At 67.9% G+C, this 21,581-nt stretch carries 19 protein-coding genes; 5 read left to right on the top strand and 14 right to left on the bottom strand.

Annotated features, from left to right (window positions below):
• Nucleotides 1–103: 103 nt before the first annotated feature.
• Nucleotides 104–670: an N-acetylmuramoyl-L-alanine amidase gene (locus AC3WL7_RS01250; protein WP_492749059.1), complete on the bottom strand. Its 567-nt coding sequence runs from the start codon at nucleotides 668–670 to the stop codon at nucleotides 104–106.
• A 72-nt stretch (nucleotides 671–742) separates the two neighbouring features.
• Between AC3WL7_RS01250 and AC3WL7_RS01245 the strand changes: the two genes are divergently transcribed.
• Nucleotides 743–1,270 (top strand): alpha/beta hydrolase, encoded by a 528-nt coding sequence (locus AC3WL7_RS01245; RefSeq protein WP_079221303.1) that lies wholly within the window; start codon nucleotides 743–745, stop codon nucleotides 1,268–1,270.
• A 145-nt stretch (nucleotides 1,271–1,415) separates the two neighbouring features.
• Nucleotides 1,416–3,554 (top strand): bifunctional 23S rRNA (guanine(2069)-N(7))-methyltransferase RlmK/23S rRNA (guanine(2445)-N(2))-methyltransferase RlmL, encoded by a 2,139-nt coding sequence (rlmKL, locus tag AC3WL7_RS01240; RefSeq protein ID WP_492749058.1) that lies wholly within the window; start codon nucleotides 1,416–1,418, stop codon nucleotides 3,552–3,554.
• Between the two features lie 65 nt (nucleotides 3,555–3,619).
• Here the strand turns inward: rlmKL and AC3WL7_RS01235 are convergent, their stop codons facing one another.
• The 9 genes from AC3WL7_RS01235 to aptA form a co-directional block, all read right to left on the bottom strand.
• Complete coding sequence (locus AC3WL7_RS01235) at nucleotides 3,620–4,075, bottom strand: hypothetical protein (RefSeq protein WP_492749057.1); 456 nt, start codon at nucleotides 4,073–4,075, stop codon at nucleotides 3,620–3,622.
• A gap of 68 nt (nucleotides 4,076–4,143) precedes the next feature.
• On the bottom strand, nucleotides 4,144–4,473 hold the full coding sequence (locus AC3WL7_RS01230; RefSeq protein ID WP_492749056.1) for a DUF3325 domain-containing protein: 330 nt from the start codon (nucleotides 4,471–4,473) through the stop codon (nucleotides 4,144–4,146).
• The gene (locus tag AC3WL7_RS01225) at nucleotides 4,470–6,107 is read right to left on the bottom strand and encodes a PepSY-associated TM helix domain-containing protein (protein WP_492749055.1); all 1,638 of its coding nucleotides are present in this window, start codon (nucleotides 6,105–6,107) and stop codon (nucleotides 4,470–4,472) included. The genes AC3WL7_RS01230 and AC3WL7_RS01225 overlap by 4 nt, the downstream gene beginning before the upstream one ends.
• Entirely contained in the window at nucleotides 6,104–6,424 is a 321-nt protein-coding gene (locus tag AC3WL7_RS01220) for a DUF3649 domain-containing protein (protein ID WP_108759651.1), read from the bottom strand. Before AC3WL7_RS01220 ends, AC3WL7_RS01225 begins: the two co-directional genes overlap by 4 nt.
• Before the next feature lie 108 nt (nucleotides 6,425–6,532).
• A complete protein-coding gene (locus AC3WL7_RS01215) occupies nucleotides 6,533–8,731 on the bottom strand; it encodes a TonB-dependent siderophore receptor (protein ID WP_492749054.1) in 2,199 nt (732 codons plus the stop codon).
• A gap of 261 nt (nucleotides 8,732–8,992) precedes the next feature.
• Nucleotides 8,993–9,376 carry a DUF4124 domain-containing protein gene (locus AC3WL7_RS01210; protein ID WP_492749053.1) on the bottom strand — a complete coding sequence of 128 codons (384 nt, stop codon included), beginning with the start codon at nucleotides 9,374–9,376 and terminating at the stop codon, nucleotides 8,993–8,995.
• Nucleotides 9,377–9,768: 392 nt separating this feature from the next.
• Nucleotides 9,769–11,055 (bottom strand): DUF445 domain-containing protein, encoded by a 1,287-nt coding sequence (locus tag AC3WL7_RS01205; RefSeq protein ID WP_492749052.1) that lies wholly within the window; start codon nucleotides 11,053–11,055, stop codon nucleotides 9,769–9,771.
• Nucleotides 11,056–11,209: 154 nt separating this feature from the next.
• Entirely contained in the window at nucleotides 11,210–12,088 is an 879-nt protein-coding gene (locus tag AC3WL7_RS01200) for a plasmid replication/partition related protein (protein WP_079221312.1), read from the bottom strand.
• A gap of 63 nt (nucleotides 12,089–12,151) precedes the next feature.
• Nucleotides 12,152–13,504 carry an omega-aminotransferase AptA gene (aptA, locus tag AC3WL7_RS01195; RefSeq protein ID WP_200731987.1) on the bottom strand — a complete coding sequence of 451 codons (1,353 nt, stop codon included), beginning with the start codon at nucleotides 13,502–13,504 and terminating at the stop codon, nucleotides 12,152–12,154.
• Between the two features lie 128 nt (nucleotides 13,505–13,632).
• Here aptA and AC3WL7_RS01190 point away from each other — a divergent pair, with 128 nt between their 5' ends.
• Entirely contained in the window at nucleotides 13,633–15,129 is a 1,497-nt protein-coding gene (locus AC3WL7_RS01190; RefSeq protein WP_492749051.1) for an aldehyde dehydrogenase, read from the top strand.
• A gap of 109 nt (nucleotides 15,130–15,238) precedes the next feature.
• Here AC3WL7_RS01190 and AC3WL7_RS01185 read toward each other — a convergent pair whose 3' ends face one another.
• On the bottom strand, nucleotides 15,239–15,877 hold the full coding sequence (locus tag AC3WL7_RS01185; protein ID WP_492749050.1) for a hypothetical protein: 639 nt from the start codon (nucleotides 15,875–15,877) through the stop codon (nucleotides 15,239–15,241).
• A gap of 145 nt (nucleotides 15,878–16,022) precedes the next feature.
• On the opposite strand from AC3WL7_RS01185, the gene AC3WL7_RS01180 reads away from it, so the two are divergent.
• Nucleotides 16,023–17,321, top strand: coding sequence for an MFS transporter (locus AC3WL7_RS01180; protein WP_079221316.1), 1,299 nt, complete (start codon nucleotides 16,023–16,025; stop codon nucleotides 17,319–17,321).
• Here AC3WL7_RS01180 and AC3WL7_RS01175 read toward each other — a convergent pair.
• Both AC3WL7_RS01175 and AC3WL7_RS01170 read right to left on the bottom strand, forming a co-directional pair.
• The gene (locus tag AC3WL7_RS01175; RefSeq protein WP_079221317.1) at nucleotides 17,302–17,763 is read right to left on the bottom strand and encodes a bacteriohemerythrin; all 462 of its coding nucleotides are present in this window, start codon (nucleotides 17,761–17,763) and stop codon (nucleotides 17,302–17,304) included. The two genes, AC3WL7_RS01180 and AC3WL7_RS01175, sit on opposite strands and share 20 nt — an antisense overlap.
• Before the next feature lie 71 nt (nucleotides 17,764–17,834).
• On the bottom strand, nucleotides 17,835–19,187 hold the full coding sequence (locus tag AC3WL7_RS01170) for a diguanylate cyclase (protein ID WP_108746323.1): 1,353 nt from the start codon (nucleotides 19,185–19,187) through the stop codon (nucleotides 17,835–17,837).
• 203 nt (nucleotides 19,188–19,390) lie between these two features.
• Here AC3WL7_RS01170 and AC3WL7_RS01165 point away from each other — a divergent pair, with 203 nt between their 5' ends.
• Nucleotides 19,391–19,780, top strand: coding sequence for a hypothetical protein (locus AC3WL7_RS01165; protein ID WP_254051549.1), 390 nt, complete (start codon nucleotides 19,391–19,393; stop codon nucleotides 19,778–19,780).
• Nucleotides 19,781–19,833: 53 nt separating this feature from the next.
• Here the strand turns inward: AC3WL7_RS01165 and AC3WL7_RS01160 are convergent, their stop codons facing one another.
• Nucleotides 19,834–21,474, bottom strand: a complete 1,641-nt coding sequence (locus tag AC3WL7_RS01160) for an MASE1 domain-containing protein (protein WP_492749049.1) — start codon at nucleotides 21,472–21,474, stop codon at nucleotides 19,834–19,836.
• Nucleotides 21,475–21,581 lie beyond the last annotated feature (107 nt).

Here is a 21,581-nt window from a genome sequence, read left to right as displayed (position 1 = left end):
ACCCACCAACAGCCAAATTTGGACCCACCCCGCCATCCCACGGAAAGCAGGCTTTTGATCTTGCCTTGGCCTAGGCAGGTGCAGGGCGCAGCCCTGCAAACCCTCACCCCACCGGTTGCAACGGCACCTTCGCCAGCACCCGCGCCCACGGGAACAACGGCCCCGGATCCCGCTTGCGCGCCACCGTCAGCGCCGCATCATCACTGGCCGGCACCTGTTCCAGGTCCAGCTGGTCGTGCCCGGCAATCCGCTGCAGCGAGGGGTAGCGCGCCACCAGCGCCAGCAGCAGCGCCTCCAGCGCCAGCAGCTGCGGCTCCGTGTACGGCTCGTCCATCGCCTGGTGGCGGCTGTCGAACCAGTGCGGGTAGCGGCCGGTGTTGACCAGCTCGATGCCCACCGTATCGGCGTTCATGCCGCGCACGTGGTGGGCGATGCGCTCCGGTGCCACGTACTGCACCACGCTGCCGTCGCGGTCGATGTAGAAGTGGCCGCTGTTGCCGGCGCCGCTGTCGTACAGCACGCGCTCGCCGTATTCGCGGGCCATGGCCAGGTCGGGCAGCTCGGTGCAGTGGATCACCACCATCCGCAGGCTGTCGGCGTCACGCAGGGGCAGGCGGTCGTGGTAGGGCAGGGGCTGCAGCTGCAGGCCGGGCAGGAGCGGGGTGGGCATCCGGCGATGCTAGCATTGCAGGATGAACCTGCCTTCCCGATCGACGTTGAACCGCTCCCTGGGAGCGCATGCATGAGCCGCGGCCACTGCATCCTGTCCCACGGCTTCGAGAGCGGCCCGGAGGCCACCAAGGTCACCGCACTGGCCGAAGTCGCGCAGCGCCTGGGCTGGACCCATGAGCGCCCCGACTACACCGACCTGGACGCGATGAGCGAGATCAGCCGCGTCGGCGACGTGCGCACCCGCCTGCAGCGGCTGGTCGAGCGCGCTGCCGCTGCCGCCGCGCAGGGGCCGGTGGTGCTCGCCGGGTCCAGCCTGGGGGCCTACATCTCCGGCATCGCCTCGCTGCAGGTGCCGGTGGCCGGCCTGTTCCTGATGGTGCCGCCCACCACCATGGGCCCGATGCCGGCGCTGGACGCCGCCGCCGTGCCGACCACCGTGGTCCAGGCCTGGCATGACGAGGTGGTGCCTGCCGCCGGGGTCATCGCCTGGGCGCAGGCGCGCTCGGCACAGCTGCTGCTGGTGGACGACGGCCACCGCCTGGAACGCCATGTGGAGGCCTCCGCGCAGGCCTTCGAGCGCCTGCTGCGCCAGCTGTGAAGCCCGGGCGCACGGCGCGCCCGCCCGCTTTGACTACAATGGCAGCCCCGCCGCCCCCGGCGCGGGCCTGCCGGCCGTGACTACGGCCCTCCTTTCCGACTGGCCCGGCCCCCATGCCGCGCCCGACCACCTGCGAACCGATCCCGTGAAATTCTTCGTCTCCTGCGCCAAGGGCCTGGAATACCTGCTTGCCGATGAACTGTCGGCCCTGGGCCTTGGCAAGGCCACCGCTACCATCGCCGGCGTCAATGCCGACGGCGAGCTGGAGCAGGCACTGCGGATCGTGATGTGGTCGCGCCTGGCCAGCCGCGTGCTGTGGCCGATCGACGAATTCGAGTGCCCGGACGAGCAGGCCCTGTACGACGGCGTGCGTGCCCTGCCGTGGCACGAGCACATCAAGCCGGAAATGACCCTGGCGGTGGATGCGCACGTGTCCGGCGACAAGATCACCCATGCCCGCTTCGCGGCGCAGCGGATCAAGGACGCCATCGTCGACCGCATGCGTGACGAGGGCCTTGAACGCCCCTCGGTCAACACCGACCTGCCCGACGTGCGCGTGAACCTGTCGCTGCGCAAGGGCCGTGCCTCGCTGTCGATCGACCTTGGCGGTGGCCCGCTGCACCGCCGTGGCTGGCGCGGTGCCGCCCACGAGGCGCCGCTGAAGGAAAACCTGGCCGCCGCGCTGCTGATGCGCGCGCAGTGGCCGCGCCTGCACGCCGCCGGTGGTGGCCTGCTGGACCCGATGTGCGGCAGCGGCACGCTGCTGATCGAAGGTGCGCTGATGGCCGCCGACGTCGCCCCGGGCCTGATGCGCCACGGCAGCCTGCCGCCGAGCCGCTGGCTGGGCTTCGACAAGGCCGCCTGGAAGGCGATCCAGAGCGAAGCACGTGATCGCGAGGCCGCTGGCCTGGCCGCGCTGAAGCCGGTCATCCACGGCAGCGACATCGACCCGACCGCGATCCAGGCCGCCCGCGAGAATGCCGAAGTGGCCGGCGTGGCCCACGCCATCCGCTTCACCCGCGCCGACGTGGCCGACCTGGCCGCGCCGGAACAGGAGATCGGTGCGGTGGTCTGCAACCCGCCGTACGACGAGCGCCTGGCCGCCGATCCGGCGCTGTACCGCGCGCTGGGCAATGCCCTGCAGAAGGCGGTGCCGCAGTGGCGCGCCAGCCTGCTGTGCGGCAACGATGAACTGGCCTTCGCCACCGGCCTGCGCGCGGGCAAGAAGTACCAGATGTTCAACGGCGCGCTGGAATGCGCGCTGATCGTCTGCGACCCGATCGCCGTGCCGGGCCGCGACCCGGCGCAGCCGCGCGAGCTGAGCGAAGGCGCGCAGATGGTGGCCAACCGCCTGCGCAAGAACCTGAAGAAGTTCAAGAGCTGGCGCGCGCGCGAGGACATTACCTGCTTCCGTGCCTACGATGCCGACCTGCCGGAATATGCGGCGGCCATCGACGTCTATGAAGAAGACGGTGGCCAGCGTCGCACCTTCCTGCACGTGCAGGAGTACGCCGCACCGGCGGCGATTCCGGAGAACGATGTGCGCCGCCGCCGCAACGAGCTGCTGGCCGCGGCGCGTGAAGTGTTCGGCGTGCCGCCGGAGCAGGTCTCGATGAAGTCGCGCGAGCGCGGCAAGGGCGGCAGCAAGTACGGCCGCTTCGAACAGCGCGACGAGTTCATCGTGGTGCGCGAGAACAACGCGCTGCTGCAGGTGAACCTGTTCGATTACCTCGACACCGGTCTGTTCCTCGACCACCGCCCGCTGCGTCGGATGATGGCCGAGCAGGTGCGTGGCAAGCGCTTCCTCAACCTGTTCTGCTACACCGGCGTGGGCAGCGTGCAGGCGGCGGTGGCCGGCGCGGCCAGCACCACCAGCGTCGATCTGTCGGCCACCTACCTGCAGTGGTGCTACGACAACCTGGCGTTGAATGGGCAGGGCGGCAACCAGCATCTGCTGGTGCAGGCCGATGCGATGGCGTGGCTGGAAGGCGACCGCGGCCAATACGACGTGATCTTCTGCGATCCGCCGACGTTCTCGAATTCGGCCCGCGCCGACGACTTCGACGTGCAGCGCGAGCAGCTGAAGCTGCTGCGTGCCGCCGTGGCGCGCCTGGCGCCGGGCGGCGTGCTGTACTTCTCCAACAACTTCCGCCGCTTCAAGCTGGAAGAGAACGCCATCGCCGGGTTCGCCCAGTGCCGCGAGATCACCGCACGCACCATCGGCCCGGACTTCGAGCGCAACGCCCGCATCCACCGCGCGTGGGAGTTGAAGCGGCTGGGCTGACCGGTAGCGCCGGGCCATGCCCGGCGTGCGCGGCGCTGGTAGATCCACGCCATGCGTGGATGGCCCTACAACACCAGCAACCGACCCGGGGCATGGGCCAACGGCCAATGCCCCTGTTCGTACAGCGCGATCACCGGTTCCCAGTGCGCCGGCAGGCCAAGGTGTACTTCCAGCAACCGCTGCCGCGCGGCGAACATTGCCGTATCACGCGCGACCAGATGCAGGTCATGTGCACCGCAGCGCAGGGCCGGCAGATCAACGGCAGACAGCACGCGCATCAGGGTGCGGTTGAGTTCGCGGCGAGGTTCGGCCAGCTCGGCGGGGCGCGGCAATGCGCCATGGAACGGATCCGGGTCGCCCAGCACGCTGGGCATCCACTCGAAGTCGTCAGCCTCCATGGCCTGCAGCGCTTCGGCCAATGACCCAACGGACGCAACCCCCGCAGTCGCGGGCAGTGTCTCGCCCAGGCGGGAAAAGAAGCGGATTCCAGCGATCCGTTGCAGCAGCGAAGTTGATTCCATGCAGGGAATTGTAGGCCGGTAGCGCCGGGCCATGCCCATGGTAGATCCACGCCATGCGTGGATGGCGGCTACAGCAACGCCACGACCAGCCCGGCTACCGGCAGCACAACCGCCAGCGGTGCGATCCACGCCGGGCGGTACGGGTACAGGCCGAACGCCAGCGGCACCCCGGCCAGGGTCAGCGCACCCAGCCACAGCACCGGGCCCATCGCCCAGCCGTGGTCGACTACGCAGAGCGCGAACGCAACCGTCAGCAATGCCCAGCCCAGCACGCGCCACTGCGTGCGCCGTGCCGGCGTGGCCGCCGCCTTGCCGTGCAGGTCCTGCTGGTGCTTTTCCATCGCCAGCGACAGCGCGGTGAACGCGGAGAAGGACAGTGCCAGGGCCAGCAGCATCATGCGCTGGCCTCCGCCTCGGTTGCCACAGGCGCAGCCGGTGCCTTGGCTGCTGCAGCAGCGGCTGCCGCGCGCTTCTTCTTCTCGGCCGCGCTCAGCGGCGGCGTCCAGCGCTGCATGCGCCAGCCGCACATCGCCAGCATCGCGCCGAAGGCCAGCATCGACAGGTCAAAGCCGGCCAGCACCCAGTCACCCTTGACCAGCGTCACGCCCAGGTGCGCGTGGGTGGTCAGGGCATTGACCACCGGCACCAGCGCGAACGCGGCCGCGCCGATATACAACTGCCACGCCCACATCATCCGCTTGGGCCAGAGGAAGGCGGCCAGCAGGGCCGCGCCCCAGGCGTAGAAGAACACGTTGGCCTCGGCGTTGGAGCGCTCGGCCATCTCCAGCGGCAGCAGGCGGTTGCCCCAGAAGTACGCGGCAAACGCGATCGGCAGGCCGGCTACGGCACCGATGTTGAGCGCATCCACCAGGCGCAGGCCGAAGCCGATGCGCCCGCTCTTGGCATGCTTGGGTCGTTCCTTCACCGCCCACAGCACCACGCCGCTGGCCACCATCAGGCAGCCGGTCAGGCCGGACAGGAAGAACAACGCGCGCAGGCCCCAGTCGGCGAAGCGGGCCAGGTGCAGGCCGTACATCACGCCGCGGGTCGCGGTGGCGCCGCCGGAGGGCGGGCTCTCTTCCAGCAGGGCGCCACTGGCCATGTCATAGCGCAGCGCCGGGGTATCGGTGGACAGGCGCTTGCCGTCGCGCTGGCGGATGTCGATGACCGCGTTGGCGGCGCCCGGGTTGGTCACGGTGAAGCCGGCCACCTCCACGCCCTTCCAATGCGCGCGCGCGCTGTCCAGCAGCTGCGCGATCGGCAGCGGTGCCGCGCGGCCCTCGGCAGGTGCGCTCACTTCGGGCATGCCACCGAAGGCCTCGGCGAAGAACTTGTCCTCGTCCTGCGGGTAGGCCACCTTCACCCCCCACGGCAGGTACATGATCATCAGGGTGACGATGCCGGTGTAGGTGATCATCGCGTGGTAGGGCAGGGCCATCACCGCGCTGACGTTGTGGAAATCCAGCCACGACCGCAGGCCCTTGTCCTTGCGGAAGGTGAAGAAGTCCTTGAAGATTTTCTTGTGGGTGATGACGCCGGTGATGATCGCCACCAGCATGAACATCGCGCAGAAGCCCACCAGGTAGCGCGCCCAGTACACCGGGATGTAGTGCAGGTCGAAATGCAGGCGGTAGAAGAAGTCACCGCCACGGGTGTCGCGCGCCTTCAGTTCGCCACCGGTGTTGGGGTCCAGGGTGGCATCGCCGAACGCACCGCGACGGCCCTTGGAGGGGTCGGCCTGGTCGGCCGGTACGCGCCAGAACGTGCTCATGGCCGGGTTGCGCGGCTGCGGCAGCGTCACGTACCACATCTCGGCATTGCCGGCCTTGTCCTGCAGGAAGTCGATCGCGCGCTGCGCGGCAACGTCCGTGCTGACCTTGGCGTTGGGCAGCTCCGGGCGCATCCAGCGGCTGATCTCTTCGCGGTAGTAGCTGGCGGTGCCGGCCATGAAGATCAGCAGCAGCAGCCAGCCGACCAGCAGGCCGGTCCAGGTGTGCAGCCAGGCCATCGATTGGCGGAATCCGTTCTTCATGCCCAGGCCCCCAGCAGGCGCGATGCGGCGGCCAGCAGCAGGGTGGGGCCGACGATGCCGACCCAGGCGCGCAGCGCACTGCGGGTGGCGAAGGCCCACAGTGCAGCGCAGGCGGCCACCACGATGGCCAGCAGCATGCCGGTCAGCACAGCCTGGCCACGCGCGGCGGGCAGGGCCACGGCACAGAACACGCTGGTCATCGAGGCCAGCGCGTAGCCACCGAAGATCGCGGCCAGGGAACGGGACAGCACTCCCCAGCGTTCGCTGGCAAAGAAGGTGCTGAGGCGGGAGCTGGCAAGTTCGGGCGAGCGGTCCACGGCGGTCCTGCAGGTTCGTAGGAAGAAAGGCCGGCGCACCGAAGTGCGCCGGGGGTGGCCGTCCGTGGCCGGGCACCGGTCGCAGAACCGGCGCCATCCATCAGGGCATCAGAGCTTCCAGCGCAGCGTCACGCTGACGTTGCGCGGTTCGCCCCAGTACACGCCGTTGTAGAAACCGACGTTGTTGTAATACTTCTTGTCCAGCAGGTTGCTGATGTTGAGCTGGGCGCTGAAGTTCTCGTTGAAGCGGTAGCCGCCGGCCAGGTTCAGCAGGTAGAACGCGTCCTGGGTGATGTCGGCCCTGCTGCCATCGGCCTTGGTGCTGGTGCGCCAGATGCGGCTCTGCCAGGTGGCACCGCCGCCCAGCCAGAAGCGGCCATCAATGCCGCCGGGGCGCCAGCTGGCGTTGAGGCGGAAGGTGTCCTGCGGGGTAGGGGTGTTCTGCAGCACACCGGCCTGGCTGCGGCTGACGGCATGGGCAAAGCCGGTCGACAGGTTCCAGCTTTCACCCAGGCTGCCCTGTGCTTCCACTTCCCAGCCGTGCACCTTGTTGCCCTTGCCGGTGGAGCGGTAGGCCTGGGTGCCGTCCGGAAGCGAATTCGGCGGCACCGAATCATCGACCTCGGCCACGTTGTCCTTCTCGCCTTCGAAGATCGCCGCCGAGGCGTTCAGCAGGCCGCCGAAGAACTCGGCCTTCAGGCCGCCTTCGTACATCTTGCCGACCACCGGCTCCAGGTAGCTGCCGTTCCTGTCGCGATAGTTCTGCGGCGCAAAGATGTCGGTGTAGCTGGCATACGCGCTGAGCACGCGGTTGAAGTCGTACACCACGCCGGCGTACGGCGTGGTCTGGTCCTTGGGCTTGTAGCCGGTGCGCGTGGTGCCCGTGCGGTTGCCGCTGCTGTCGTAGCTGTAGCGCCAGGTCTTGGTTTCCCAGTTGCCGTAGCGCACGCCGGCCACGACCAGCAGCGGATCGGCCAGGCGCAGGCGGGTGGCCACGTAGGCCGCCTGCTGGCGCAGCTCATCCTGCGAACCGAGGTAGCCCGGGCGGGTCACCGACAGCGGCGCGACATCGCCGGTCCAGTGGCGCCAGTCGGGAACCTGGGCGTAACTGGCGGGGTACGGGTCGATGGAGGCCGCGGGATACTCGCCCTTGCGCACTGACTGGCCTGCGCCGAACACCACTTCCTGGGTGTGGCCGAACAGGTCGAAGCTGCCGGTGGCGTTGACGTCCACCACATCCATCGTGCTGTCTTCCACGAAATTGCCGATATAGGCGAGCACGCCGGTGCCATCGGCACGCGGGTAGCCCTGCGCGCCATACCAGACCGCGCCATCGGTGTTGCGCTTGGCACGGCTGATCGCGGCCTTCACCGACCAGTGGCTGCCCAGCTGCTGTTCCAACCGCGCGAAGGTGGTCTTTTCCACGATCGGCCAGCTGCTCCAGGACGCAGACAGGTTGGTCGAGCGCGGCAGGTTGGCCGGCGTCCCATCCGGGCCCCAGTACGGCACTACGCCCCAGGTCACGCCGGTGGTGTGCGGCGACTGATACTCATAGCCCACTTCGAACAGCGTGCTGTCGGTCAGGTCGGCCTGGACGATGCCGTAGAACACATCCTTGTCGAGCTTGTAGACATCGCGGAACGAATCGCTCTGCTGCTTGGCGGCGACCACGCGCGCGCGGATGCGGCCGTCCCACGCGATCGGGCCGCCCAGGTCGGCTTCCAGGCGCTGGTTGCCCCAGCGGCCCAGGGTCAGGTTGGCGCCCATCTGGAAGGTGTCGGTCGGGCGCTTGCGCACCATGCTGATGGTGCCCGAGGGATCGCCGGCACCGGTGGTCAGGCCGGTGGCACCGCGGATCACTTCGATGCGCTCGTAGATCACGTTGTCGGTGTTGGTCTTGATCGACCCACCGAAGGTGTTGAGCATGCCGTCGATCTGGAAATTGGTGATGTTGTAGCCGCGCGACACATAGTTGATGCGCTCGCTGTCGGTGACTGCCACATGCACGCCGGTCACCTGGCCCATCACGTCGGACAGCGAGAACAGGCCCATGTCATCCAGCCGCTGGCGGGTGATGACGGTGACCGACTGCGGCGTCTCGCGCAGCGACAGGTCCAGCTTGGTCGCGCTGCGGGTGTTCTTCACTGTGTAGCCGTTCTGGATCTCGCCGTCGGCGGTCACCTTCACCGTGTCCAGCGTGCGCGCATCGGCAGCGGACGGTGCATCGGCGTGGGCCAGCGGGGCACACAACAGCGTGGCCAGGGCCAGCGCCAAGGGTGAAACGACGGGAATGTTCGGTCGGGCCATACAGTGCGATTCCATGCAGGAGAAAAACATCAGCGATGGAATCCATGCGTGCGGGCGCCTGCGCGGAATCGCGCGACCCGAGGCATCTCCCATCGCCACGCGCTGACGGCCAGGGCCGTCGGCGCACGAGGAGCCGGGGATGTACACGGGCGGAAGCGCGGTGGGGGCGCCAGGTGGCTGAGCGTACAACCGATCAGTAAATGATAGGCATTCGCATTTCGTTAATCAAGCACGGCCTGTCCGGGGCAGGTGCCCCGGCCTTCAGCGTGATGCGCAGGCGCGGGCGACCTCGTCGTTGAGTTGCCGTTGCGGCGTGCGCGTGCCGAACCACTCGGCCATTTCTCTGCGCGTGCGGGCCTTGTCGCAGGCCTCGGCGTTGCTGGCGGCCTCGATCACGGCGCCAGTACCCTGCGGCGCACTGCGGCCGGCGTTGGCCTGCAGCTGGCGACGCGCATCGCGCAGCTCGCGGTCCACCCGTTCCGATTCCTGCCAGCTCAGCTTGGGATCACGCACGATCGGCCGCGTCACGCCCGTGTCCTGCCCATTCGGGCACGGCACGGTCTGGTAGACGGTACGGCCACCGTCGTTGCACTTGTACACACGCTGCGCGCACGCATCAGCGGCCGCCGCCAGCAGTGGCAGCAACACCCATATCCTTCGCATGGATCCCCCCACGGGCCACCCTGGCCCGCATGGCGCGGGAGCATAAGGAGTGTGACCCCGGTCGCGCAACAACGGGATCCGCCCCGTGCCGACCAACGGTCGGCACCCACCAACCATCCGACCCCGTGCCGACCAACGGTCGGCACCCACCATCAGCAGCAGGTTCCAACAGCTCGCGGGAAACTGTCAGAGGCGGGGCGGTGTGGGTGGGCAGGACCGTTGGCGCCATGGATGGCGCCATCGAGCCCCCATGGACGGGTTTACGGCGTGTCCTGGCCACCCACACCGCCCCGCCAACCCTCGGGATGCAGGCTTTTGACGTTGACGTTGACGTTGCCTCTGCGGGTGCAGGGCGCAGCCCTGCCAAGCAATCATCAGAACCTGAACACCACCGTCGCCGCATGCAGCAGCAGCCCGATCAATCCACCCACCAGCGTGCCGTTGAACCGGATGAACTGCAGGTCACGCCCCACGCTCAGTTCCAGCTGCTCCACCAGGTGCCGCTCGTCCCAGCCCTTCACCGTCTGCGCGATATGCGTGGTCACGCCCTCGCGCAGGCGCTCGGTCAGTCGTTGCGCGCCCTCCAGCAGGTGCTGGTTGAGGGCATCGCGCAGTGCCGGATCGGCCTGCAGCGTCGCACCCAGCGACGCCAGGCTGCGCTGCAGGTGGCCGACCAGCGCCGAATCCTCGCGCTGCAGGTCAGTGCGCAGGCTGGCATGGATGCGCGCCCACAGCCCCTGCACGTACTCCTGCAGGGCAGGGTGGTCGATCATTTCCTGCTTCAGCTGCTCGATGCGCTCGGCCAGCGCCGGGTCTTCGCGCAGGCGCTGCACGTAGTTGCCCAGCCAGGTCTCGTAATCCTGCCGCAACGGATGCTGCGGTTCGGCCAGCACCTGCTGCAGTTCTTCCAGCACTGCCCGCGCCAGCCGCGCGGCCAGGCTGTCACCGATCTCGTCGATCGGCTTGACCCAGTTCACCGTGCTCGACAGCGTCGGCCACTCGCGCTGGATGTAGCGCACGATCAACTGCGAGGCGCGCTCCTTCACTTCCGGCTGCTCGAGCCAGCGGCCGAGCCGCTGCAGGCCTTCGTCCAGCACGCGCTGGTGGCGGCCATCGGCGGTCAGCAGCGCCAGCAGCTCGCCGGCGGTGGACGCGGCGTTCCACTGCCGCAACTGGTGCACCACGAAGCTGTGCAGCTGCCGGCGTACGGCGCCTTCGTCGAAGAAATCCAGGGCCTGCAGCGCCCAGCCGCGGGCCATGTCGGCCAGCATCCGCGAACGCGCCGGATCGGCCAGCCAGCTGCCGAGGCGGCTGGCCGGATCGAACACCTGCAGCTTGGCCAGCAGCACGCCGGGCTCGAGGAACTGGTCACGCACGAACACGGCCAGGCTGTCGCCGATGCGTTCCTTGCTGCGCGGGATGATCGCCGTATGCGGAACGGGCAGGCCCATCGGCCGCCGGAACAGCGCGACCACCGCGAACCAGTCGGCCAGCGCGCCGACCGCAGCGGCCTCGCAGAAGGCCGATACCCAGGCCCAGCCACCGCGCTCGCCCTGCCAATGGCTGACCGCAAACCCGGCCAGCATCAACACCAGCAGGCCGAGGGCGATGGCTTTCAGGCGGCGCAGCTGCGCGCGGCGCGGATCGATGGCAGACGTCATGGGGAGAGTCTACCTGCCGCACGGTGACGCTGATCTGTAGAGCCGAGCCCACGCTCGGCTGCTTCTGCTGCGGTGCACGGCAGCCGAGCGTGGGCTCGGCTCTACAGCGGCGCGTCTTCCCATCGGTAGCGCCGGGCCATGCCCGGCGGCGCGGTTACTGGGTTTCGAGCTGCCTGCGCAGCGCGGCCAGCTGCGCGCGCAGGGTGTCGTTCTCGCGGGTCAGGGCCACCACGCGGCGACGCAGGGCCGGTGCATCCTCGCCCAGCTGCTCCAGCGCGGACAGCACCTCAGCATCACGGCTGGCGACCTCGTCCTCGCTCGGCTCCTCGAAGTCCATCTCGGCCGCTTCAGGCTTCGGTGCGCGCGGCTTGCGCTTGGAATCGCGCACGCGCTTGGCGGCCTGCTTCAGCTCATCCTTGCCACCGGCGGCAGCCGCACGCTGCTCTTCTTCCGGCAGGTCGGCCACGGCCGCAGCCGCGCTGATCGAGATCACGCCCGCCTTCACCGCTTCCACCACCTCGGCTGCGGCCTGGGCGTGGATACGCTCGATCATGCCCACCTGGCTGGTGCTCAGCTTGGCCTCGCGGGCCAACTCGGCGCGGCTGACCTTCGGTGCCGGTTCCCACGGCGGGCTGTCTTCGCCCGCGTCGTCGGCCGGATCGGCGGTACCGTCGCTCTCACGCTGCAGCTGCGCCTGTTCCACCTGCTTGCGCGCAGACAGGATGTCGCGCTTGCGCAGGGCCAGGACGCCGCGCTGGAAGTCGGAGACGCTGCGGCGGCCCAGGTGCTGCTCGATCATCCACAGGTGCACGTCTTCCATGCTCTGGAAGCGGGTGTTCTGCACGGTGTTGAAGGGCAGGCCGTGCTTCTGGCAGATGCCGAAGCGGTTGTGGCCGTCCACCAGCACATCACCCCACAGCACCAGCGCGTCGCGGCAGCCCTCGGCCAGGATGCTGCGCTCCAGCGCGTCGTGTTCGTCCGCGGTCAGCGGGTCGATGTAGGCCTTCAGTTCTTCTTTGACGACGATGTCCATGGGCACGGCAACAGTCAGGAGCGGAACCGACCATTGTACCCGCTCGCCGCCGCCGGCCCGGCCTCAGGCGGTGGCCCGGATCATCTCGCCCAGGGTGCCGGTGATCTGGTCGATCTGTGCCTTGTCCACGATCAGCGGCGGCGACAGGGCAATGATGTCACCGGTGCAGCGCACCAGCAGCCGCCCATCGTGGAAGCAGCGCCGGTAGACCTCGTAGCCACGGGCACCGGCGGCATCCCTGCGCGGTGCCAGCTCGACCGCACCCACCAGGCCGAAATTGCGGATGTCCACCACGTTGGGAAGCCCCTGCAGGGCATGCAGGCGCTCCTGCCAGTACTCGCCCAGCTCGATGGCGCGCTCGAACAGGCGTTCCTCGGCGTGGATGTCCAGGGTGGCCAGGGCCGCCGCGCAGGCCAGCGGGTGGCCGGAATAGGTATAGCCATGGAACAGCTCGATGGCCTGGGCCGGTCCCTGCATGAAGCTGGCATGCACCGCATCGCCGACCAGTACCCCGCCCAGCGGCACGGCGCCGTTGCTGACACCCTTGGCGAAGGTCAGCAGGTCCGGGGTGACCCCGAAGCGCTGTGCGGCGAAGGGCATGCCCACCCGGCCGAAGCCGGTGATGACCTCGTCGAACACCAGCAGGATGCCGTGCTGGTCGCAGATCTCGCGCAGCCGCTGCAGGTAGCCGGGAGCGGGCAGGATCACCCCGGCCGAGCCGGCCACGGGCTCGACGAACACGGCGGCAATGGTCGACGCATCGTGCAGGGCGATCAGCCGCTCGAGGTCGTCGGCCAGCTCGGCGCCGTGGCGCGGCAGGCCCTTGCTGAACGCGTTGCGCTCCAGGTCCAGGGTATGGCGCAGGAAGTCCACGCCGCCCAGCTGCAGGCCGAACTGCCTGCGGTTGTTGGGCAACCCGCCCAGCGCCATGCCGCCGAAGCCCACCCCGTGGTAGGCCTTCTCGCGGCTGATGAAGCGGGTGCGCTGGCCCTCGCCACGCAGGCGATGGTGGGCCAGCACGATCTTCATCGCGGTATCCACCGCCTCCGAGCCGGAGCTGGTGAAGAACACATGGTTGAGCCCGGCCGGGGCCAGCGCGGCCAGCCGCTGGGCCAGGGCAAAAGCCGGGGGGGAGCCCATCTGGAAGGCGGGTGAATAATCCAGGGTGGCCGCCTGTTCGGCGATGGCCTGGACGATGCGCGGGCGCGCGTGGCCGGCGTTGCAGCACCACAGGCCGGCGGCGCCGTCGAGGATGCTGCGGCCGTCGATGTCCTCGTAGTGCATGCCCTCGGCGCGCACCAGCATGCGGGGGGCGCCTTTGTACTGGCGGTTGGCGGTGAACGGCATCCAGTACGCGTCCAGTGAGTCGGGACGCTGGGTGGCCAGCGCATGCGGGTCGATCGCGGGGTTCTTCATGCCGCCTCCGTCGGTTCCGATGCAGCGACTGTAGCGCAGCCGCGTCATCGCGGTGACAGCGCCGCAGGAGGACGGCCGCATCACGGCCGCGGCGGTATAAACGGGGCAATCGCTGCCTGGAGCCGGACATGGCTGACTTCCCCGACCGCACCCACTGGCAGGTGCTGGCTGGCCAGCTGGCCATTCCCACGCAGGCCTTCATCGATGGCCGCTACGTGGACGCGGCCAGCGGCGCCCGTTTCGACTGCATCAGTCCCATTGATGGCCGCGTGCTCGGCCAGGTGGCCGACTGCGATGCGCAGGACGTGGAGCGCGCGGTGGCAGGGGCGCGGCGTGCCTTCGATGCCGGCCACTGGTCGCAGGCCAGCCCGGCGCAGCGCAAGCGCGTGCTGCTGGCCCTGGCCGCGCTGGTGGAACACCATGCCGATGAACTGGCCCTGCTGGAAACCCTGGACATGGGCAAGCCGGTGCGCGATGCGCGGCGCGTCGACCTGCCCGGCGTGGTGCGTTGCCTGCGCTGGACCGCCGAGGCAGTGGACAAGCTGTATGGCGATATCGCACCGACCGGCCCGCACGAACTGGGCCTGGTCAGTCGCGAGCCGGCTGGCGTGGTGGCGGCCATCGTGCCGTGGAATTTCCCGCTGCTGATGGCCTGCTGGAAAATCGCGCCGGCGCTGGCGATGGGCAATTCGGTGGTGCTCAAGCCGTCGGAGCGCTCACCGCTGAGCGCACTGCGGCTGGCCGCACTGGCCGCCGAAGCCGGGTTGCCCGACGGCGTGCTCAACGTGCTGCCCGGGCAGGGCATGTACGTGGGCGAACCGCTGGCGCTGCACATGGATGTGGACGTGCTGGCCTTCACCGGCTCCACCGCCACCGGCGCCAAGCTGCTGCAGTACGCCGGCCGTTCCAACCTGAAGCGGGTCTGGCTCGAGTGCGGCGGCAAGAGCCCGCACCTGGTGTTTGCCGATGCGCCGGATCTGGATGCGGCAGCCAAGGGCGTGGCGCAGGGCATCTTCTTCAACCAGGGCGAGGTCTGCACGGCCGGTTCGCGGTTGCTGGTGGAGCGTTCGATCCGTGACGATTTCGTACACCAGGTGGTGGCCTATGGCCGGCGCATGCAACCGCGGCATCCGCTGGAGGCCGATGCGCCGATGGGGGCGCTGGTCGATGCTGCGCACATGGACAAGGTGCTGGCCGATATTGCCCGCGCCGAAGGCGACGGCGCACGCCTGCTGCTGGGCGGGCAGCGCGCCGAGGTGGAAGCCGGCGGCTGCTATGTGCAGCCCACCGTGTTCGACCAGGTGCGGCCGGAGCAGGCGCTGGCCCGCGAAGAAGTGTTCGGACCGGTGCTGGCGGTGCTTGGGTTTGACAGCGAAGCCGAGGCGGTGCGGTTGGCCAACGACAGCCGATACGGGCTGGCGGCCGGCCTGTGGACGCGGGACCTGGGGCGCGCGCATCGCGTATCGCGGCAGTTGCGCGCGGGCAGCGTGTGGGTGAACGGCTGGGATGGCGGTGACATGACCGCGCCGTTTGGTGGCTACAAGCAGTCGGGCAATGGTCGCGACAAATCGCTGCACGCGTTCGACAAGTACAGCGAGATCAAGGCGACCTGGATCCAGTTGTAGCGTCGCGCCGCCGGGCATGGCCCGGCGCTACCGGCTTGTTGGAACCGAGCGATGCTCGGCTGCTCACGCTTGGCTGCGCTGCCCGAAAGGCACTCGGGCAAGCTCGACTCTACGGGCACCGCGCGCTCACCACGAGCACCGCATCACGCAGCGCCTGCCGGTCCATCTCCTCCACCGCACCCTGGAAATAGTCCATGTCCTGCTTCCCCAGCTGGCACGGGTCGACGATGTACCCCGGCGGCCACAGGCCCAGCAGCTGTGCCACGCCGTGCACGATCTGTTCGGGCGTCATCGTCCTGCGGATGCGGAAGTAGTTCCGTCGCGGAGCAAAGGCCGGGTGCACCTCGCGGCGGCCGGTCAGGCGTGGCGCAACGCCCGCCGCCGTGATGCCATCACCGCCATCGATGCTGCCGGCCGGCAGCCCCAGCAGGAGAGGTGCCTGTGTCGGCGTGCTGTCGCTTTCCACATCTGCCGGCGGCAGCGGTACAGGCGCGAGCCGCCGCGCGGGGCGGGCAGGCGTCGGTGCCGTGGGCGTCGCCACGGGCACGTCGCGCGGCGAAGGCGGCTGCAGCAACGCCGGCAGCCAACGCAGGCTGATCCGTTCATCATCGCCGGGCGCCGTGCCGGGATGGCTGCCCTGCCACAGCCACGCGCCCAGCAGGGCATGCAGCAGCACCACGAACAGGCAGGCCACCGTGCGCGGCAGCTGCGGTGAGTCGGACCAGCGCAACGCAACCACAGGGGCCATCGGCAAGCATCCATGCAGGGACCGGTGGCGCAGCGTAACCACTGCACGGAAAAATTTCGTTGGCATCGGTGTCGCCTGTAACCATCGTCCCGTCCGGCCGCCCGTGCGTGGCAGAATCGGTCGATCCACCTTCCACGCCTTGCCGATGTCCTCGATCACCGCTGCCGCGCCGCCCGTGAATTCCCCCAGCCGTGTCCTGCTGGCCAGCCTCATCGGCACCACCATCGAGTTCTTCGATTTCTACATCTACGCCACCGCGGCGGTGCTGGTGTTCCCGCACCTGTTCTTTCCGGAAAGCAGCGACAAGGCGGCCCTGCTGCAATCGCTGGCGACGTTCGCGGTGGCCTTCATTGCGCGCCCGGTGGGCTCGGCGGTATTCGGCCACTTCGGTGACCGCATCGGCCGCAAGGCCACGCTGGTGGCGGCGCTGCTGACCATGGGCCTGTCCACCGTGGCCATCGGCCTGCTGCCCACGCACGCGCAGATCGGGCTGTGGGCGCCGGCACTGCTGGCGCTGTGCCGCTTCGGCCAGGGGCTGGGCCTGGGCGGGGAATGGGGTGGGGCGGTGCTGCTGGCCACCGAGAACGCGCCGCCAGGCAAGCGCGCCTGGTACGGCATGTTCCCGCAGCTGGGCGCGCCGTTGGGGTTCCTGCTGTCGGCCGGCATCTTCCTGCTGCTGGGCCGCTGCCTGGGCCAGCAGGATTTCCTGCAGTGGGGCTGGCGCATTCCGTTCGTGGCCAGCGCACTGCTGGTCGGCCTGGGCCTGTGGGTGCGCCTGAACATCCACGAGACCCCCGATTTCCAGCAGGCGCTGGAGCGCAAGGCACCGGTGCGGTTGCCGATGTGGACGGTGCTGCGTGACCACTGGCTGCCCATGCTGCTGGGCACGCTGGGTGCGTTCGCCACCTTCGTGCTGTTCTACCTGATGACGGTGTTCAGCCTGGGCCACGGTACGGCAGTGCTGGGCTACAGCCGCGAGCAGTTCCTGCTGATGCAGATGGGCGCGATGCTGTTCTTCGCGGCGGGCATCCCGCTGTCGGCGCGCTACGGCGACCGCTGGGGCACGCGCCGCACGATGGTGTTCGCCAGCCTGCTGATCCTCGGCTTCGGCGTGCTGTTCGCGCCGCTGTTCCAGGCGCACAGCCCGTGGCTGGTGTTCACCTTCCTGTGCCTGGGCCTGTTCCTGATGGGCCTGACCTACGGCCCGTGCGGCACCTTCCTGGCCGAGATCTACCCGGTGGAAGTGCGCTACACCGGCGCCTCACTGTCGTTCAATCTGGCCGGCATCCTGGGCGCGGCACCGGCGCCTTACCTGGCCACGTGGCTGGCCGAACGCTTCGGCCTGGTCGCGGTCGGCTACTACCTGTGCCTGACCGCGGTGGCCACGTTGTGCGCACTGCTGGCGCTGCAGCGGCGCGCCCAGCTCAACCAAAGACACGCTTGAGCGTGCGGCCCAGCCAGCCGCCGCTCTGGTGCTCGCGTGCGAACTGGTTCAGGTGCGCCTTGACCTGCTCGGCGTAGGCCTGGTCATCGCCGCGGATATGGTTGAACAGCCAGCGCGAGAGCATCGTGCGCAGCTCGTCGGTGATGTCCTCGCCCGCCTTGAAGCGCAGCCGGTACTCGGCCACGCGCTTGATGAAGATTTCATGCACGCGCTTGTGCGCGGCACAGAACGGGTAGCCCGCTTCCTCCATCAGCTCTTCCTCGAACGCGAAGTGGGACATGGTGTAGTCCACCACTTCGTCGATCACCTCGGCCACCACTGCCGTCTGCAGCCCGGCCTGCGCCACGTGCAGATGGTTGAGCATCTCCACGATGCGCCGATGTTGCTGATCGATCACATCGATGCCGATGTTCAGATCGTCCTGCCATACCAGTAGTGCCATCCCCGGCTCCCCTTCATTTTCATGTCGGGGCCGACTGTAGGGCGGCCGCACTCAGGCGGCGTTGATCTGGATCAAAGCGCGCCGGCCATCGCCGCTTCGCGTGGGCGCAGCGGGCTGGCCACGGTGGTGCAGCTGACCCGGTTGCGGCCGGCGGCCTTGGCCAGGTAGAGCTGGCGGTCGGCTTCGGAGATCAGCCGGTGCAGCGCATCGCGCTGCGGGCGCAGGCAGCACAGGCCGATGCTGACGGTCATGCGCAGGGTGGCGGTGCCGATGTCCACTTCCAGCGCGGCGATGCGTTGGCGCAGCTCCTCGAAGTAGACGATGGCTTCATCCTGCTCCATCTCCGGCACCAGCAGGCAGAACTCTTCGCCGCCGAAGCGTGCGATCAGGTCCTGGCTGCGTGCGTGGTCGCCCACCGCACGTGCCACTGCGCGCAGCGCATCGTCGCCGGCCTCGTGGCCATGGGTGTCGTTGATGTGCTTGAAGTGGTCGATATCGATCATCGCCACCGCCACGCACTGGCCATGCAGCTGCAGCTGCGGCAGCTGGCGCTGGCTCTGTTCCAGGAAGCAGCGGCGGTTGGGCAGGCCGGTGAGGAAATCGCGGGTGGCCAGGTCCTGCAGGGTGCCGATCAGCTCCAGCTGGTCGACGTTCTGCGAAACGCGGCAGAAGAACTCCTCGCGCGAAAAAGGTTTCCGCAGGAAATCGTTGGCGCCGTTCTTCAGGAAGCGCGGGATCAGCGACGCGTCGGTGTTGCCGGAGATGCCGATCACCGCCACCTTGTCGCGCGAACGCAGGGTACGCAGGCGGCGGGTGAATTCCACGCCCTGCATGCCCGGCATTTCCTGGTCGACCACCGCCAGGCGGATCGCCGGGTGTGCCTCGATGGCCGCAAGGCCTTCGGCGCCATCGGCGGCCTCGAACACTTCATGGCCGTACATGCGCAGCAGTGCGGCGGCGTAGCCGCGGGCCGACGGTGAATCATCCACCACCAGCGCGGCGATGCGACGGTTGCGTTCGAGCCGCTGCACCAGCCACACCAGGTAGTCGACGCTGCCGGGCGTGTTCTTCAGCACGTAATCGATGATCTGCTGCTGCAGCACGCGTTTGCGCAGGTCTTCGTCATACACGCTGCTGACCACCACGGTGGGCAGGTCACGCTTGAGGAAGAACTCGACGACCGCATCGCGGTCACCGTCGGCCAGCACCAGCCCGGTCAGGACCAGGAACCAGCCGCCTTCGTCGCTCAGCAGTCGGCCCGCCTCGGCCAGGGTGGAGGCCACCACCACCGGCAGTTCCAGACGCTGTTCAATGGCTTCGCGCAGCATTCCAGTGAACGCGCGTGAGTTCTCCACCAGCAGGATCCGCTGCGGAAGGGGGTCGGCCAGGTCGCCATCGACAACGACCTGCGGGAGGACGGGCATGGTGCGGAGGCTCACGTGAGGGAGGGGCGCTCGGGATGGATAGCGGCGGTTGCGGAAGAAACTTTAGGGAAATAGGGTGCAAGTTTCCGTCAGGTGCCATACGCCTGCCGCGAAGGGGTTAGTATCGCGCTGAGGTTCCCGACATCAACTTCGACCTGGAGGTCATTGTGCGATTCCTACGTTCTGGTGCAGCTAGTGGAATCATGTTGCTTGCCGTAGCGCCCGCTTATGCTGGAGGCCCGTCGGATTTTCACGGAAAGCCGCTGGCGACTGCCGGGCTGGGACAGTCCGCGCCGCTGGCTGTCAACCTGAGTCAGGATCCGGCGTGGTTGCTGTATGGATTCCAGCGCGACGGCGTCATGTACCTGCAGGTCAATGACCTGACGGGGAACGTGCAGTTGATCATCGGCAACGCCGGTGGCACCTACTTCGTGCTTCCCGCTGGGAGCAATTCGGCGAAGGTGTCGCTGCCCGAGCAGCGTATCGGCGTGCCCGCCGGAGCCGTTCGCTCGCAGATCTACCAGTCGAGCGACTTCTCGCTGGTCCGTTACCGGAGTGGCGATGAGGTGGTCTGGTCGGTGGAAGCTCCATGAGCTTCAGATGATTCAGACGGGGCGGCGCCGGGCTTCATGGCGCCGCCCTGTTTTCAGGCCCGGGTCTGAGAGTGTTCCCCGTCGAAGGAGGCACTACGATCTGCCGGATGAAACGACGGAAGAGGCGCCGGTGCTCCTGTCTCGATCAACGCAATTCTGATCCGGTTGCGTTGCGACTGCACCGAGCCGCCATACGCCATCGCGCGGCCCGCCAAACGTTCGATGGCCGCCTCGCGGGTTTCCGCTGACAACGCGCGGTAGCCGTCCAGCAGTGCGACGGACATCAGTATGCCGCGACGTGAGCCGACACCGCCGCATCGCGCACGAACCTGGATCTGGCCGGTTTCATGGTTGAGCAGCAACGAAACCGCGTCGTTGAGAGCGCGGTAGGCGGCCAGCTGCAGGCCAGTGCTGAGCTGGCAAGGGTCACCGAGAAGGCGCGGACGCAGGACTCGATTGCTCAGGTCCCAGGCTTCGCGAACGCCGCCTGCCTGAAGGGCAACGTATAGACCCAGATGTTCCAGCGCTGCGGGATACACCATGCTTGTCTGTTCGCGGAACTGTCGTGAATGGACCGAAGCCATGTGTAACAGGCTGTTTGCGACAGTTGGATGTCCCTGCGCGCTCAGCCAGTTCGCGACCTCATCAAGCGAGGTATCAATCCCATCGCCCAACTTCCTGAGGTGTCGTGCGCGTTCGCGAAGGTCCAGCTCGCTTGCGACAAGAGAATTGCGCGCGTGCTTGAGCGCATCTCGTTCGCCGACTTCACCCAGCCGGGAACGGTGATAGTAGTGGGAGATGCGCGATCCCAGCACCAGCAATGCAACACCGGTGGTGGCCATGACCTGCTGGGTTGCGAAAGCGGCTGAATCAAAGGCGCCGGTGTAAGGGCCGGGAGTGGCAAGCCCAATGATCAGGTTGAGGGATGGAACGCCGATGGCAGCACCACGCCAGCCATACAGGCAGGTCATCACCACCACGGGTATCACCATCATCAACTGCATGGACGTTTTGGCATTCACCTCGTCCAATGGCAGCTGTGCCGCGTAGAGTCCCAGCACGATCATCACGGTAAGCGCCGCCCCTGCCTGAAGGACGAAGCCCCGTGTCCAAGCAGGATGTGTGCTTCGGCGTATCCACAGCAGTGCCAGAGGCGCGAGAGTGAGGATGCCGATGAAATCGCCGACCACAAGACGTGCGATGCTCGCCAGTACGGGCATCGCCGGAGGCACCGGCCATAGCAGGTGTGCCAGCACCAGGTTGAGTGACGTGACCGCTACGGCACATGAGGCGGCAACGGAGATAAGCCACGTGTTCCTGCTGGAGGTCATGAACTTTCTGTGCAGATGCACGATCAGCATGACAGCGGGCATCAGCAAGGTCGAACCCAGCACTACCCAGGCCGGTCCATACTTTTCGATCATGGGCACGCGCATCTGCGCGAAATAGGCGTACTCACCCAGCAGCAGATAAGGCCATAGCCGCGGGGGGCAAAGAAGAACCGCCGCGACGCGGACCCCCGCAGGAAGGTAGAACTGATCAAGGGAAAGCTGCCGTGCGCCCCAGCATGCAATCGCGTACAGCGCAGCCAGGGCAAGACCTGCCGGATGGATGCGCAACTTCAACTGCAGGCCTTCATTCCACCAGTTCAATCGTACTTCCCCTTCCTGTCTACGTACCCTGTCAGCTTCCATTCGCCGCGGGCCCCGGTTGGACCGACGGTATCGGCAGGCGTCCGAATATGCAATCGCCGCACGCCTGAATTCCACAAGTGAGAAAGTCATCACACCAATGGTGTGAT

It is taken from the genome of Stenotrophomonas sp. FW305-3-2-15-E-LB1 (assembly GCF_058787375.1).
The sequence above is the reverse complement of the archived record's forward strand: the minus strand, read 5'-3'. Positions and strand labels throughout refer to the sequence as shown.